The organism is Pristimantibacillus sp. PTI5, assembly GCF_048572955.1.
Classification (GTDB): Bacteria; Bacillota; Bacilli; order Paenibacillales; family Paenibacillaceae; genus Pristimantibacillus.
Map to the genome: position 1 here is coordinate 4,891,074 of NZ_CP183886.1, position 12,579 is coordinate 4,903,652.

Here is a 12,579-nt window from a genome sequence, read left to right on the forward strand (position 1 = left end):
CAGCCTGTGCCTCGAAAGAGGGCAGGCTGGTTTTTGTTCCTTGCGTTAGCTTTTACGAAATTCTTCGGGGGTCAGGCCTGTCATTTTCTTGAATACGCGGAAAAAGTATTTCGGATTATCAAAGCCTAGAAGCTTGGCTATTCTATAAACCTTGTCATCCGTGTTTTTCAGAAGCGTTTTTGCTTGCTCGATGCGCAGCTGGTTAATATAATCGGTAAAATTTTTCGCCGTTTTTTCTTTGAACAGGAAGCTTAAATAGCTGGGGTTGAGATAAAAAAGCGATGAAATTTTTTCCAGCGTCAAATCCTTCGTAAAATTTTTGTGGATATATGTTTTGATGTTATCGATGACATTTTCGGATGAATAAGCTGAGCTATCCTTCAGGAGGTCTGCGGTGCTCGATAATACGGTGAGCAGGTACTCCCGGATGGAGTCGAGATCAAAGGAAATGTTCAGCACCGACTCCAGGCTTGAAGAAGGAGAGCCGTCGGCATGTGTTTGCAAGTAAGCAGACAATATTTTTTTGACCTCTTGTATCATAGCTCTGCATTGCTCTTTTAGCTGAGCAAGCGAGACTGCGGGCTGGCGGATATAAAAGGCGAAGAAATCGAGGACGAGCTCCTTTACCTTCGCGGTTTGGCCCGATTCGACCAGAAATAGCAGCTCATGCGTTCTTTCCCAGAGCAAGACATCCTGCGCGGCGGCCTGTTTGTTATAAAGGTAGCAGCGGCCAAAATCAGCGATCGACCGTTGATCCAGCGCGGCAATGGTTTCAAGATGCGCTTGATGCAGCATATTGAAATCACGGATGACGGAACTGATGCCTACGCAGCCTTCGCCGCCTTTCCGAACGCTAATCGTATCGATCAGCAATTCTGCCGTTCGTGCGGCATGCTCAACTATGGCGGACTCTGATTGCTCCTCCGGATAGGAGAGCAGCATGAAAGCCAGCTTATCGCTTTGGGAATGGGGGATATAAACATAATCCCGATGCAGTCCGTTTATTTCCTGGACATTCGAATCCGGTGCATAAAGCGTCAGCAAAATATGGTAGCGCGCAGCCAATGCTTCCTTCAATCGGAGCGATAGAAAGGAAGGCAGCTTATCTCTGTGATGAATGCCGATGATAAGATGCAGCAGGGATTGAATGTCGGAATGATAGCTGAATTGTTCGTTTTCGGCTGCTTTCAATACGACTTCCTGCTTGACGGACCGTTCCTTGTCAAGCGCTTCGATCGCTTGTTCGAGCGTGCGATGGATCTCATCCCGGCTAAACGGCTTAAGCAAATAACTGACGACCTTGGCGGATATCGCCTCCTTCATGTAGTCGAAGTCGGAATGCCCGCTGATGACGATCATTTTTTTGTCGGGGTATTGCTGGTGAACGATTTTCATTAGCGATTTCCCGTCCATTTCGGGCATTCGCATATCCGTAAATATAATATCCGGGTCGAGGCTGCGGATTAACTCCAAAGCATCTGTACCGTTGTCCGCTTCGCCTGCGAAGGTAAGCTCTTGGCTGAATGAATTTATTTTTTTGAGCAGCCCCTTACGAATCAAGGGTTCATCGTCTACGATAATGAATGAATACATCGTGTGATCACCTCTTCTCCCAATTAGACGGAACTGCAATTTTGACGGTTGTGCCTTTATTTTTTTCGCTTTCAAAGGTGACCCCGTCCTCCAAGCCATAGTAGAGAGCAAGCCTGGAATGGACGTTCTTGATGCCAATGCTTTGCTTCGAACGCTGGCCTATGGACGAGAATTCCGGTGGCTTGGCAAGCAGCTGTCTAAGCTCCGTGACCTGTTCCTGTGACATGCCCACCCCGTCATCGCTTATTTCGAAGAAGATCATTTCCTCGCTCTGATAACCTTTGATCGTGATGCTGCCTTTGCCTCGTTTGTTTTCAAGCCCATGGTAAATCGCGTTCTCTACGAGCGGTTGAAGCAGCAGCTTCAACATTTTGTTTTGCAAAATCGGTTCTTCAATTTCTTTTATAAACAATAATTTATCGCCGTACCGGATTTGTTGAATCGCCATGTAATTGTCCACATGCTGGATTTCCTCGGATGCTGCGACTAATTCGCTGTCGGTCTTGATGCTGTACCTAAACATATCTCCGAGTGCTTTCGTCATGACAACGATGCTCTCCACCTCTTCGATTTCAGCAATGCTGTTAATCGATTCTAGCGTGTTATACAGGAAATGAGAGTTAATCTGGGCTTCCAGCGCTTTCATTTGCGAATCCATGGTCAAAATGCGGTTCTGGTAGCTCTCGCGAATATGCGTATCGATATCGTCCATCATCTTGCCGTACTCATGGTAGAGGATGCCGATTTCATCCACTCTTTTTTTGTCGGCTTTAACCGTGACGAATTTTTGCGATTTGTTCTTGCGCATCGCCTTCGTTAGCTGGATGATCGGCTTGGTAATTAGATTGGATAAGAAGAAGGAAAGAAACAGAAAAATAACGGCGCAAGATACCGATATATAAATAATCAGTTTTTGTGAAATGCCATATTCTTCATATACTTTGGCAACGGATATATTGGCAATCACCTTCCAATTATTGCTCGGAACGGCTTGGATGACCGTTAAGCTTTCGGCATCGCTGAATTGCTGCTTAGAGCCGGACATTGCCAAGGATTTGCGCAGCAGTCCATCGGGCAGATATTCGCCGATATGGCTGTTGGTGCCGTCAAACAGTATTTTACCGCTCTCGTTAGCCAAATAAATGTTGGAGAGGCTCGGCGCGGGATTACGGTTTAAGCCTGCAAAGATATTCATGCTGCAATCGAGCATAAAGACGCCTAGAAATTCATTGGTATTGGGATCATACAGCGACCGCGAGAAGCCGATGGAGGATTTGGCATTAATAATATAAGGCTTGACGCCCACATCTCCGATGTACAGCGCGCCTTTGCCGGCAACCGTCTGCTTGTACCACTCGTCTTCAAAGGGTACGTAATCGACATTCAAATCGGTTCCGTTTCCGTAACTGATAAACTTCCCATCCGGAGTAAATAAATAAATGCCATTAATGTAATTATAACCCAGAAGTATATTCTCAAAGATGAGTTTGAGTTGGGCTCTGGTAATAAAGATCTCATACTGGTCATTTGTATTACGCAGCTTTCTAAGCTCATCGCTGACGGTGTTGTAAGCGGTTACGCTGGACGATTGCTGCAGTATGGTTATCGAGATGCGGTCTATATTTTGCAAAATATCCTCAATGCTTTTTACCGAGTTGTTGATCGTTGTAGAGGCGATTAGGGAGGTTTGTTCATTGACGAGCTTGGTATAGCTGCGATAAGAACTGACAGTAACGACAATAATGGGCACAATGGATACTAGGACAAGAACTAGAAAGAGCTTGGTTTTAATATTAAAAAAGAGCATACACGTATCCCCCATTTTTGTCTAATCTAAAAATAGTGCACCAAATAAGCCAAAGCATTTATACTGTTTATCACATTATTATAAAAGTGTGCTCAAGGCAATAGCGCTTCATGAAATGGCAGGGCAAAGCAAGCCTGCAACAAACAATCGATGTAACAGGGGGAAATGCAGATGAAATCATTAAAAACAATGGGACTGGCAATTTTAGTATTTTGTTTCGTTCTGCTCAGCGCTTGCAGCTCCAATAACGGTGCTTCAAATGCGGCGAATACGCCGGCAGCAAGTGACAACGCTAACGAGGCGGGTGACAAAAATGCAGGAACGGATGCAGCGGAGCCCATTACGCTCACGATGATGATGTCCGGAAATAAAGCTTCGGAGGGAGAGGACTTTGAGCTGGAGACGCTGCCTCGCCTGGTAAAGGAAAAATTCCCGAACATTACGCTTGAAGTGCAGAAGCTTCCTGACGATCAATACAATACTTCGGTTCGCACAAAGCTGGCAGCGGGACAAGGACCGGATATTTTCTGGATTTTCCCTAAAAATGCAGCCGGCGGCGTCATCGACTTCGCTAAAGCAGGCTTTGCCGCCGACTTGTCCGATCTGAAGTTCTGGGACAATATCGGTACCGGAGCGAAGGAAGATATGTCCTATGAAGGCAAGCCCTACGGAGTTGCAGAGGGCCTTGATTACCTAGGCGTTTACTACAACAAGGAAATGCTGGCGCAAGTGGGCGTGACTGAATTTCCGAAGGACTGGGCTTCTTTCCTTGAAGCGTGCCAAAAGCTGAAGGATGCAGGCATTACGCCGATCGTGCTTGGCGATAAAGATCCATGGGTGATTCAATTCGGTATGTATCCGATTGCTGCCAACGTGGTATATCCGGATGAAATGGATTTTGACGTAAAGGTTCAAAACGGCGAAAAATCGCTTAACGATCCAAAATGGGTGAAAACCATTTCGATGTACAAAGAGCTTTACGATAAAGGTTACGTCGTAAAAAATTCACTTGGAGCAGGCAGCGCGCAGGCTTCCCAATTGTTCATCGACGGCAAAGCCGCAATGACGTTCACTGGCACATGGGATTATGCCTCCATGACTTCCAAGGGCGCAGCTGACTTTACACGCGGCTTTGCTTCGCTTCCGGGCAACGATGCGGGCAAACCAACCTTCGTATCCGCTGCAACCGCTGCAGGTTACGCGCTGAACGCGAAATCGGAGAACCTGGATGCCGCCAAGGAAATTCTGAACTACTTGTTCGATGGCGAATCGGATCTGTTCAAGGCATTTGTAGCTTCTAACAGCTCCATCAGCGTGTACAAGGATGTGCCTTTGACGAACGAACTATTCAAAGAAGTGAACGAGAACTATCAAACCAACGGCAATTCGGTATATTTCAGCAACCAAATGTGGCCGGCAGGCGTTTCCGATGTCATGCAAGCCAAATTCGCCGAAATAATCGGCGGCCAAAAAACGACGCCGGAAGACGTTGCGAAAGCGATGGACGAGAAGTTCCAGGAACTTTGGAAAAACAAATAAACCGTTTCTTATTTAACGGATAGTATCAGCTGGGAAGACGAAAGTCTTCCCTGCCGATACCAGGTTAGCTGGAGAGGATGGAACAACATGAATTCGACCGTAATGAAAAAATCGATGTACTTTTTTGCGATACCGGCCCTTATTTTCTATCTGATTTTTTGGATTTTTCCGATTCTAAGATTGTTTCAATACAGTATCACCGACTATAACGGCTTTTCCCAGGCTTACCAGTACATCGGCCTGGACAACTATAAAGCTCTCTTTAATGGAGATACATTAGGGATTTCCGTCAAAAATACGTTGATCTATACGTTGGTTACCGTCGTGCTGGGCAATGTGATCGGTCTTGCGCTTGCTCTGCTCCTTAACATGAAAATTAAAGGAAAAGGGATTTACCGCTCCTTGGCATATATTCCGACCTTATTCAGCGCGATCGTTGTCGGTTTCATTTGGAGCTACGTATATATGCCGGATTATGGCATGATCTCAACCTTCCTAGATAAATTCGGAATAAACGATGACAATTTGAATTTTCTAGGCAGCTATTCTTCTGCCTTATATGCGATTATTTTTGTTGAAATCTGGAAAAACATAGGCACGACGATGATTATTTTCCTTGCAGGTTTGCAAACCGTACCGAATGATCTTTTGGAAGCCGGGAAAATGGATGGCTGCGGACCTTGGCGGCTCTTGCAGCATGTGAAGCTGCCGCTGCTTGCTACCGCGATTACGATTAACGTTACGCTAAGTCTCATCAATGGCTTGAAGGCCTTCGATTTCCCGTTCATCATGACGAACGGCGGTCCGGGCACTTCGACAAACACCTTGATTTATTCCATTTACAAGATGGCCTTTACGGAGCAGCTATTCGGTAAAGCATCTGCGCTTGGCGTGATTTCCTTTGCCCTTATCATCGTGCTTACCGCAGCCTTTGTCATCCGTATGAACAAACGGGAGGTGTCGGCATGACTATCGGCTCTGTGACCAAAAAAACACTCGTGCAGCTCGGCGTTATCCTTGTCATGGCTGTCAATTTGATTCCGCTTATCATTGCGTTGTCGACTTCGCTGCGCGCTCCGAAAAACAATGCCAATCCGCTTAATCTATTCAGCGAAGTGTCCTTTGCGAGCTACCGTACGGCATTCGAGCGCATGCACTTCACGGAAGCGCTGTGGAACAGCGTAGTTCTTACCGGGATTTCCGTCGTTTTTGTCGTACTGCTTGCAGCCATGGCTGCTTATCCGATGGCGAGGCTCAAAACCAAATGGAGCAAATTCCTGTACTTGTTCTTTCTCTCGGGATTAGTCGTGCCTTCACAAATGGTGCTCATCCCGATTGTGCAGATGATTAATTCGCTTCATATTCCTACGTCGCAGTACACGCCGATTCTGATGTTTATTACATGCAGTCTTCCTTTTTCCACGTTTTTGTACACGGGCTTCATTAGAAGCGGCGTTCCCGAAGAAGTGGAGGAGGCAGCACACATCGACGGTGCGGGGCTGTTCCGCCGCTTCTGGCTCGTCGTATTCCCGCTGCTGATTCCGGTAACGGTATCCGTCGTCATCACGCAGGGCGTATGGATATGGAATGACTACTTCTTTAATATGATCTTTATTTCCAAAGCAGCGGATTCGCCTCTGCCGCTGGCGATGCTGGGATTCCTCGGCGATCAGCAAAATCCGACGCAGTGGAACGTCCTTTTCGCAGCTTGCTTCTTATGCGCGCTGCCGCTGCTCATTGCCTTTTTATTTTTGCAAAAATATTTTGTCGGCGGCATGACGGTGGGAGCCGTGAAGGGCTGATCCATAGGTTTAGGCGGCGGGGGGAAACCCCCGTTTTCTTTTGAGAGCAGGCAGGATGCAGGACATTATTATGAAGGAACAGGAGATCGGACAATGAAAAGCAAACAGGTGAATCAACCTTTCGTGGAACGGGCAGAGTCGCTAATTCCACATTTATATGAAAAGAAGGTTTATCCGGCTCATATCATAGACGTCGTGAAAGATGCCGGGGCATTCCAGGGCTGGCGAACGGAGCGCATTGGCGCAGCCGAAGAACTGGCAGGCCGCGTACTGGGCAAAGGCGATAGCGTTACGCTCGATTTCGGTGACCATCATGTCGGTTACCTTACACTGTCGATTCTTAATGTAAACAGCAATGCCGATGCCCCTCTTCGCTTGAAATTGATTTTTGGGGAAATGCCCTGCGAGATTGGAGAGGATTTTGACGATTACGATGGCTGGCTGAGCCGATCGTGGCTGCAGGATGAAATCGTAAACGTGGATGTGCTGCCGGGAACGATTACCCTGCCTAGGCGCTATACCTTCCGTTACTTGAAAATCATCGTGCTCGCGGCGTCTCAGCGTTACAGTATTTCGTTTCCGGAGGTGCATTGCACCACAGTAACCTCGGGTGATGTTGCACAGGTGAAGCCGCTTCCGGATTATATGTCCGAGGAGCTGAGGGAGCTTGACCGCATCGGCATTAAGACGCTCCAGGACTGCATGCATACCGTTTTCGAGGATGGCCCGAAGCGGGACCGGAGACTTTGGATCGGAGATCTTCGGCTTCAGGCGCTCGCGAATTACGAAACCTTCAACAGCAACGCTCTGGTCAAAAGATGCTTGTATCTCTTTGGCGGAATGCTGCTTGAGGATGGGCAGGTAGGCGCTTGTTTATATGAGAAGCCTTCCCCTTTTATAGATGACATCTATTTATATGATTATGCGCTGTTTTTCGTTGCTACCCTGTATGACTATTATGAGGCGACGAAGGATCGCGATACGCTTGATGAGCTGTGGCCGATTGCGGCGGAGCAGCTTCGCATTGGCCTGCAGCGTCTTGACGAGCGAGGCATTGTCAAGGATGACGATACCTGGTATTGCTTCCTCGATTGGCATGAAGAGCTGAATAAGCAGGCAGGCGCGCAGGCTGTCCTGATCTATTGCCTGAAAAGAGGATTAGCTCTAGCTTCAGGGCTGGGTGACAGCGATGCGCAGGCTTTTATCTCCTTGGCGATTAAGCAAGCGACAGACGCAGCGCTTACGCATCTATGGGATAAGGAGCAAGGTTTCTTTACAAGCGGCTCCAAGGCTCAAGTATCCTGGGCAACGCAAATCTGGATGGTGCTGGCCGAGGTGCTGGAACCGGAGCAAAGCGCAGCGCTGCTGGACCGCTTATTCGAGCAGCCGCCGGCGATTTCAATGTCTACGCCGTACCTTTATCACCATCTCATCGAGGCGCTGCTGTTGTGCGGAAAGAAGGAGAAGGCGCTGGAGGAAATTCGGGCTTATTGGGGCGAGATGATCAAGGACGGGGCGGATACGTTCTGGGAGCTTTACAATCCAAGCGACAAGAAGCTGTCGCCCTACGGCAGCAACTTGGTCAACAGCTACTGTCACGCATGGAGCTGTACGCCGACTTATTTTATACGTAAATATTTCACGGAAAAAGACAGCTAGTACGTTTGTTGACGAAGCAGTAGCAGGAGTATTGGAAAAGGGCTGTTCCGCTGGTCGTTGTCGACCTTGGAACAGCCCTTTTCACCTTGAAATTGATTTATTCAACCACAAGCGTAGCTTTCATTTCGCGGTGTCCCGCGCCGCAAGGAACCGTGCACACGATTTCGTAGCTTCCAGGCTCGCTGATGCTGACTGGCACCGTTTTGCCGGTAGCGACTTCGTAATCCGTGTTCTTGATCTCTAGGCCGTGCATGCCGTCAACAGAATCAAGCTTTAGATTAACCGTTTCTCCAGCTTTGATTTTATATTCCTTCTGATCAAACTTCCAGTTAGATGCCGTGATAACAAGATCCGAGGATGCTGCTCCGCTGTCTGCGGTGGTTGTGCTGGCTTCTTGATTATCCTCTTTTGTAGTGTTCGCGCCGCATGCGGCAATAACGAATACTAGGCATAATGCGCTTGCGAATAGTAACCATTTTTTCATTTGCAGTGCTTCCCCTTTCAAATATCGGCTTTGCTTTCTCAGCCGGTTTCTATTTATTGTAACTTATATCGCAGGCAAATGCAGTGATACCATATGTCAAACTATTGAAGAAGCTGTGAATATACTATGAAGAAAACCTAAGCGGCAAGAAGCCCTTAATCGCCTTCTCAGGTAATCAAGGGCTTTCAAGCTTGTCATGCAAGGCACTTTTTGATTTAATCGTGATTTCGTCTGCCGGCTTCATATGGAGTGCTGACCGGAATGAACAGGTCGATGATTCCGATGACCAAAGCAGCCAAAATGGCTCCAAGCAGCGTAACGCTTACGCCTCCAACGATAAACTGAGCGATCCATATAACGACTGCGCTGGCGAGGAAGCCAACGATGCCGCGACCGAAGGGCGTAACCCTTTTACCAAATATACCTTCAATTATCCATCCAAGCGCGGCGATGACAAGTGCAAGAAAAAAGGCGCTCCAGAAGCCACCGACGCTAAACTGGGGAACAATGAACCCGACCAGCATTAACACAAGCGCAGCAACTATAAACCGTACCACATGTCCCAAAAAAGTCATTGCACAAACCTCCTTAAGTTTTACGATAGGAAACCGCCGGGCGGCTTCTTTTTCGTCATGCATTGCGAAAATTACATCGTAAGACGGCTCGTTCGTTTATATTGTGACCAACTGTGAATCATTTATGTATGAGATCTAGCCTGAGTTCGTGCATCAATGCCGCGGTTCGGCTATAATAAGAAGGCGAGAGGAGTGTTATTTGTTGGACGTTAAAATATTGACGACACTTGAATTTCCTAAAATCATACATAGATTGTCACAGCACGCGGCTACTTCGCTCGGTAAGTCGATTGCGGAGTCGCTTCAGCCGGTGACGGACCTGGAAGCGGTTAAGAAAACGCTGCAGGCTACCGATGAAGCCTACACGGCGGACCGGCTCAAAGGCAGCGCGCCGTTTGGAGGCGTCGTTGATATTACCGCGCCGCTTCACCGCGCGCGCATCGGCGGTACGCTTAATTCGGAGGAGCTGCTCAATATTGCGGCGACTTCTCGCGGCGGGCGCCGGGTCAAGAAGCATATCAGCGTATTGCATGAAGATAACCCAATCCCAATGCTGCAGCATATTGCCGAGCAGATTAGCGAGCATAAGCAGCTGGAGGATGCGATATTTGAATGCATCGATGATCAAGCTGAGGTCATGGACAGCGCGAGCGCTGCTTTAGCTTCGATTAGGCGCGAGCTGCGGAACGGAGAATCGCGCATCCGCGAGAAGATGGATCAAATGATCCGCTCGTCTTCCGTGCAAAAAATGCTGCAGGACTCGATTGTAACGCTGCGCAACGATAGGTATGTGATTCCGGTCAAGCAGGAATACCGCTCCCATTTTGGCGGTATCGTGCATGACCAATCAGGATCCGGCGCAACGCTGTTCATCGAGCCGGAGGCTATTGTAGCAATGAACAACAAGCTGCGGGAGCTCAAAGCGGGCGAGCTGCGGGAAATCGAGAAAATATTGCAGAAGCTTACCGCTTTGGCATCGGATTATGTGGAGGATTTAATTTTCAACTTGGATTTGCTGGGGCAAATTGATTTTGCTTACGCCAAGGCACGGCTAGCACACGGCATGAAAGCTACGCTGCCGCGCATGAATGACAGAGGTTTTCTAAAGCTGAAGCGGGGCCGGCATCCGCTGATTGCCGCGGATCAGGTTGTGCCGATCGACGTAGAGCTGGGCAATCAATATACCGCTATTATTGTTACGGGCCCGAACACGGGCGGTAAAACCGTATCCCTAAAAACAATAGGTCTGCTCAGCTTAATGGCGATGTCGGGTTTATTCGTGCCGGCTGAAGACGGAAGCCAGCTGTGCGTCTTTGACGCGATCTATGCGGATATCGGCGACGAGCAAAGCATTGAGCAAAGCCTAAGTACGTTTTCCAGCCATTTGAAGAACATCATCCGCATTCTGGGGACGATGACCTCCAAAAGCTTAGTGCTGCTGGATGAGCTAGGGGCGGGTACGGATCCTGCCGAAGGTTCCGCGCTTGCCATTGCTATCCTGGAGCATGTGCATGCGATGGAAAGCCGAATCGTAGCAACTACGCATTATAGCGAACTTAAAGCATATGCATATAATCGCAAGGGTGTTATTAATGCGAGCATGGAATTTGATGTTGCCACACTCAGTCCTACCTATCGTTTGCTTGTTGGCGTGCCAGGCCGAAGCAACGCATTTGCGATTGCTGAGCGGCTGGGTCTTAAACGTTCGATTATCGAACACGCAAGAGGCGAGGTTAGCGAAGAGGACCAACGTGTCGAAAATATGATTGCCTCGCTTGAGGAGAACCGGCTGGGCGCCGAAACGGAACGCCAGACGGCGGAATCGCTGCGCCGTGAGATGGAAACGCTCCGGGCGCGCCATGAGGCTGAGCGATTGCGGTTCGAGGAGCAAAAGGAAAAGCTGCTCCTTAAAGCGCAGGATGAGGCGCGTGAGGCTGTCGCGAAAGCGAAGCGCGAAGCGGAGCAAATTATCGCCGATTTGCGCAAGCTGGCCATGGAAGAGGGCGCTTCGATCAAGGAGCATAAGCTTATTGAAGCGCGCCGCAAGCTGGATGAAGCAGCGCCTGAGCTGCAGAAAGCCAAAAAGGGCGGTACGAAAACCGCAGCAAAAACGGCAAAGATTGAAGCAGGCGATGAAGTCACGGTGTACAGCTTGAACCAGAAGGGCACCGTCGTGGAAATTCACGGCTCAGATGCTACGGTACAGCTTGGCATCATGAAAATGAAAGTCGCCCTGGATGATTTGGAGCTCCTCAAGGGAGCCGCTGCCTCCAAAACGCAGCAGCCTAAGCAGGCAGCCAGCCTTAAACGCTCCAAAGAAGAGAATTTCAAGATGGAGCTCGATCTACGCGGCGAAAATCTGGAAGAAGCGATTCTCGAAGTCGACCGTTTTCTGGATGAAGCCTTTTTGTCAGGCTTGGCGCAGGTTGCCATTATTCACGGCAAAGGCACAGGTGTGCTCCGGACGGGAATCCAGCAATACTTGCGCAAGCACAGCCATGTAAAAAGCTTCAGGCTCGGCAACTATGGCGAAGGCGGAGTAGGCGTGACGGTTGCAGAGCTAAAATAGCGTGCAGCCGCCTCGCCAATAGATCGCAAGGTAATGGGGGGATCGTTGAATGAGTAATGAAGTCGACAAGCTGCTTAGCAACCCGTATGCTGCCTCGCTCGTTTATGTATCGGTTGCCGTGTTGTCACTCATTGTATTTTTATCCTGCTTTGAGCTCGTAACGAGATATAAATGCTGGAGCGAGATCAAAAAAGGGAACGTTGCCGTTGCCATGGCGACGGGCGGTAAAATTTTCGGGATCTGCAATATTTTCAGATTCTCGATTGAATCCAATGATTCGGTCTATCAAAGCCTGATTTGGGGCGCATTCGGTTTTATCATCTTGATGGCCGCTTATTTTTTATTCGAATTTCTAACGCCCGTATTCCGAATTGACGATGAGATCGCCCGCGATAACCGCGCAGTAGGGCTCATAGCGATGATTATTTCGATTTCGCTGTCCTATGTCATCGGAGCCACGGTCATTATTTAACTCGGGGGAAGCCATTTTGAAATATTTATGGAAAATTTTAGCCGTTGTCGCTATTTTATTTTTTGCATTCGGTATCGTT

At 48.5% G+C, this 12,579-nt stretch carries 10 protein-coding genes; 6 read left to right on the plus strand and 4 right to left on the minus strand.

All coding sequences use genetic code 11. The features are described from left to right. Nucleotides 1–45: 45 nt before the first annotated feature. Nucleotides 46–1,593, minus strand: a complete 1,548-nt coding sequence (locus ACN6MW_RS21835) for a response regulator transcription factor (RefSeq protein ID WP_419872044.1) — start codon at nucleotides 1,591–1,593, stop codon at nucleotides 46–48. A gap of 7 nt (nucleotides 1,594–1,600) precedes the next feature. Then, nucleotides 1,601–3,400: a cache domain-containing sensor histidine kinase gene (locus ACN6MW_RS21840; RefSeq protein WP_419872045.1), complete on the minus strand. Its 1,800-nt coding sequence runs from the start codon at nucleotides 3,398–3,400 to the stop codon at nucleotides 1,601–1,603. Nucleotides 3,401–3,571: 171 nt separating this feature from the next. Here ACN6MW_RS21840 and ACN6MW_RS21845 point away from each other — a divergent pair, with 171 nt between their 5' ends. The 4 genes from ACN6MW_RS21845 (at nucleotide 3,572) to ACN6MW_RS21860 (ending at nucleotide 8,400) form a co-directional block, all read left to right on the plus strand. Beyond that, nucleotides 3,572–4,939 (plus strand): ABC transporter substrate-binding protein, encoded by a 1,368-nt coding sequence (locus ACN6MW_RS21845; RefSeq protein ID WP_419872046.1) that lies wholly within the window; start codon nucleotides 3,572–3,574, stop codon nucleotides 4,937–4,939. Between the two features lie 87 nt (nucleotides 4,940–5,026). Then, entirely contained in the window at nucleotides 5,027–5,908 is an 882-nt protein-coding gene (locus ACN6MW_RS21850) for a carbohydrate ABC transporter permease (protein WP_364143670.1), read from the plus strand. Beyond that, nucleotides 5,905–6,741: a carbohydrate ABC transporter permease gene (locus ACN6MW_RS21855; RefSeq protein WP_419872047.1), complete on the plus strand. Its 837-nt coding sequence runs from the start codon at nucleotides 5,905–5,907 to the stop codon at nucleotides 6,739–6,741. Before ACN6MW_RS21850 ends, ACN6MW_RS21855 begins: the two co-directional genes overlap by 4 nt. A gap of 93 nt (nucleotides 6,742–6,834) precedes the next feature. Next, entirely contained in the window at nucleotides 6,835–8,400 is a 1,566-nt protein-coding gene (locus ACN6MW_RS21860; RefSeq protein ID WP_419872048.1) for a sugar hydrolase, read from the plus strand. Between the two features lie 97 nt (nucleotides 8,401–8,497). Here the strand turns inward: ACN6MW_RS21860 and ACN6MW_RS21865 are convergent, their stop codons facing one another. After that, on the minus strand, nucleotides 8,498–8,884 hold the full coding sequence (locus tag ACN6MW_RS21865; protein WP_364143663.1) for a cytochrome C oxidase subunit II: 387 nt from the start codon (nucleotides 8,882–8,884) through the stop codon (nucleotides 8,498–8,500). A 215-nt stretch (nucleotides 8,885–9,099) separates the two neighbouring features. Beyond that, complete coding sequence (locus ACN6MW_RS21870; protein WP_364143660.1) at nucleotides 9,100–9,459, minus strand: phage holin family protein; 360 nt, start codon at nucleotides 9,457–9,459, stop codon at nucleotides 9,100–9,102. A 202-nt stretch (nucleotides 9,460–9,661) separates the two neighbouring features. Here ACN6MW_RS21870 and ACN6MW_RS21875 point away from each other — a divergent pair, with 202 nt between their 5' ends. Next, nucleotides 9,662–12,028, plus strand: coding sequence for an endonuclease MutS2 (locus ACN6MW_RS21875; RefSeq protein WP_419872049.1), 2,367 nt, complete (start codon nucleotides 9,662–9,664; stop codon nucleotides 12,026–12,028). Between the two features lie 49 nt (nucleotides 12,029–12,077). After that, a complete protein-coding gene (locus ACN6MW_RS21880) occupies nucleotides 12,078–12,500 on the plus strand; it encodes a DUF350 domain-containing protein (protein ID WP_364143656.1) in 423 nt (140 codons plus the stop codon). Nucleotides 12,501–12,579: the final 79 nt, after the last annotated feature.

Excerpts from the sequence above, each read along its gene's own strand:
- ACN6MW_RS21835 (WP_419872044.1), bottom strand. The coding sequence starts at position 1,593 with ATGTATTCATTCATTATCGTAGACGATGAACCCTTGATTCGTAAGGGG.
- ACN6MW_RS21840 (WP_419872045.1), bottom strand. The coding sequence starts at position 3,400 with ATGCTCTTTTTTAATATTAAAACCAAGCTCTTTCTAGTTCTTGTCCTA.
- ACN6MW_RS21845 (WP_419872046.1), top strand. The coding sequence starts at position 3,572 with ATGAAATCATTAAAAACAATGGGACTGGCAATTTTAGTATTTTGTTTC.
- ACN6MW_RS21850 (WP_364143670.1), top strand. The coding sequence starts at position 5,027 with ATGAATTCGACCGTAATGAAAAAATCGATGTACTTTTTTGCGATACCG.
- ACN6MW_RS21855 (WP_419872047.1), top strand. The coding sequence starts at position 5,905 with ATGACTATCGGCTCTGTGACCAAAAAAACACTCGTGCAGCTCGGCGTT.
- ACN6MW_RS21860 (WP_419872048.1), top strand. The coding sequence starts at position 6,835 with ATGAAAAGCAAACAGGTGAATCAACCTTTCGTGGAACGGGCAGAGTCG.
- ACN6MW_RS21865 (WP_364143663.1), bottom strand. The coding sequence starts at position 8,884 with ATGAAAAAATGGTTACTATTCGCAAGCGCATTATGCCTAGTATTCGTT.
- ACN6MW_RS21870 (WP_364143660.1), bottom strand. The coding sequence starts at position 9,459 with ATGACTTTTTTGGGACATGTGGTACGGTTTATAGTTGCTGCGCTTGTG.
- ACN6MW_RS21880 (WP_364143656.1), top strand. The coding sequence starts at position 12,078 with ATGAGTAATGAAGTCGACAAGCTGCTTAGCAACCCGTATGCTGCCTCG.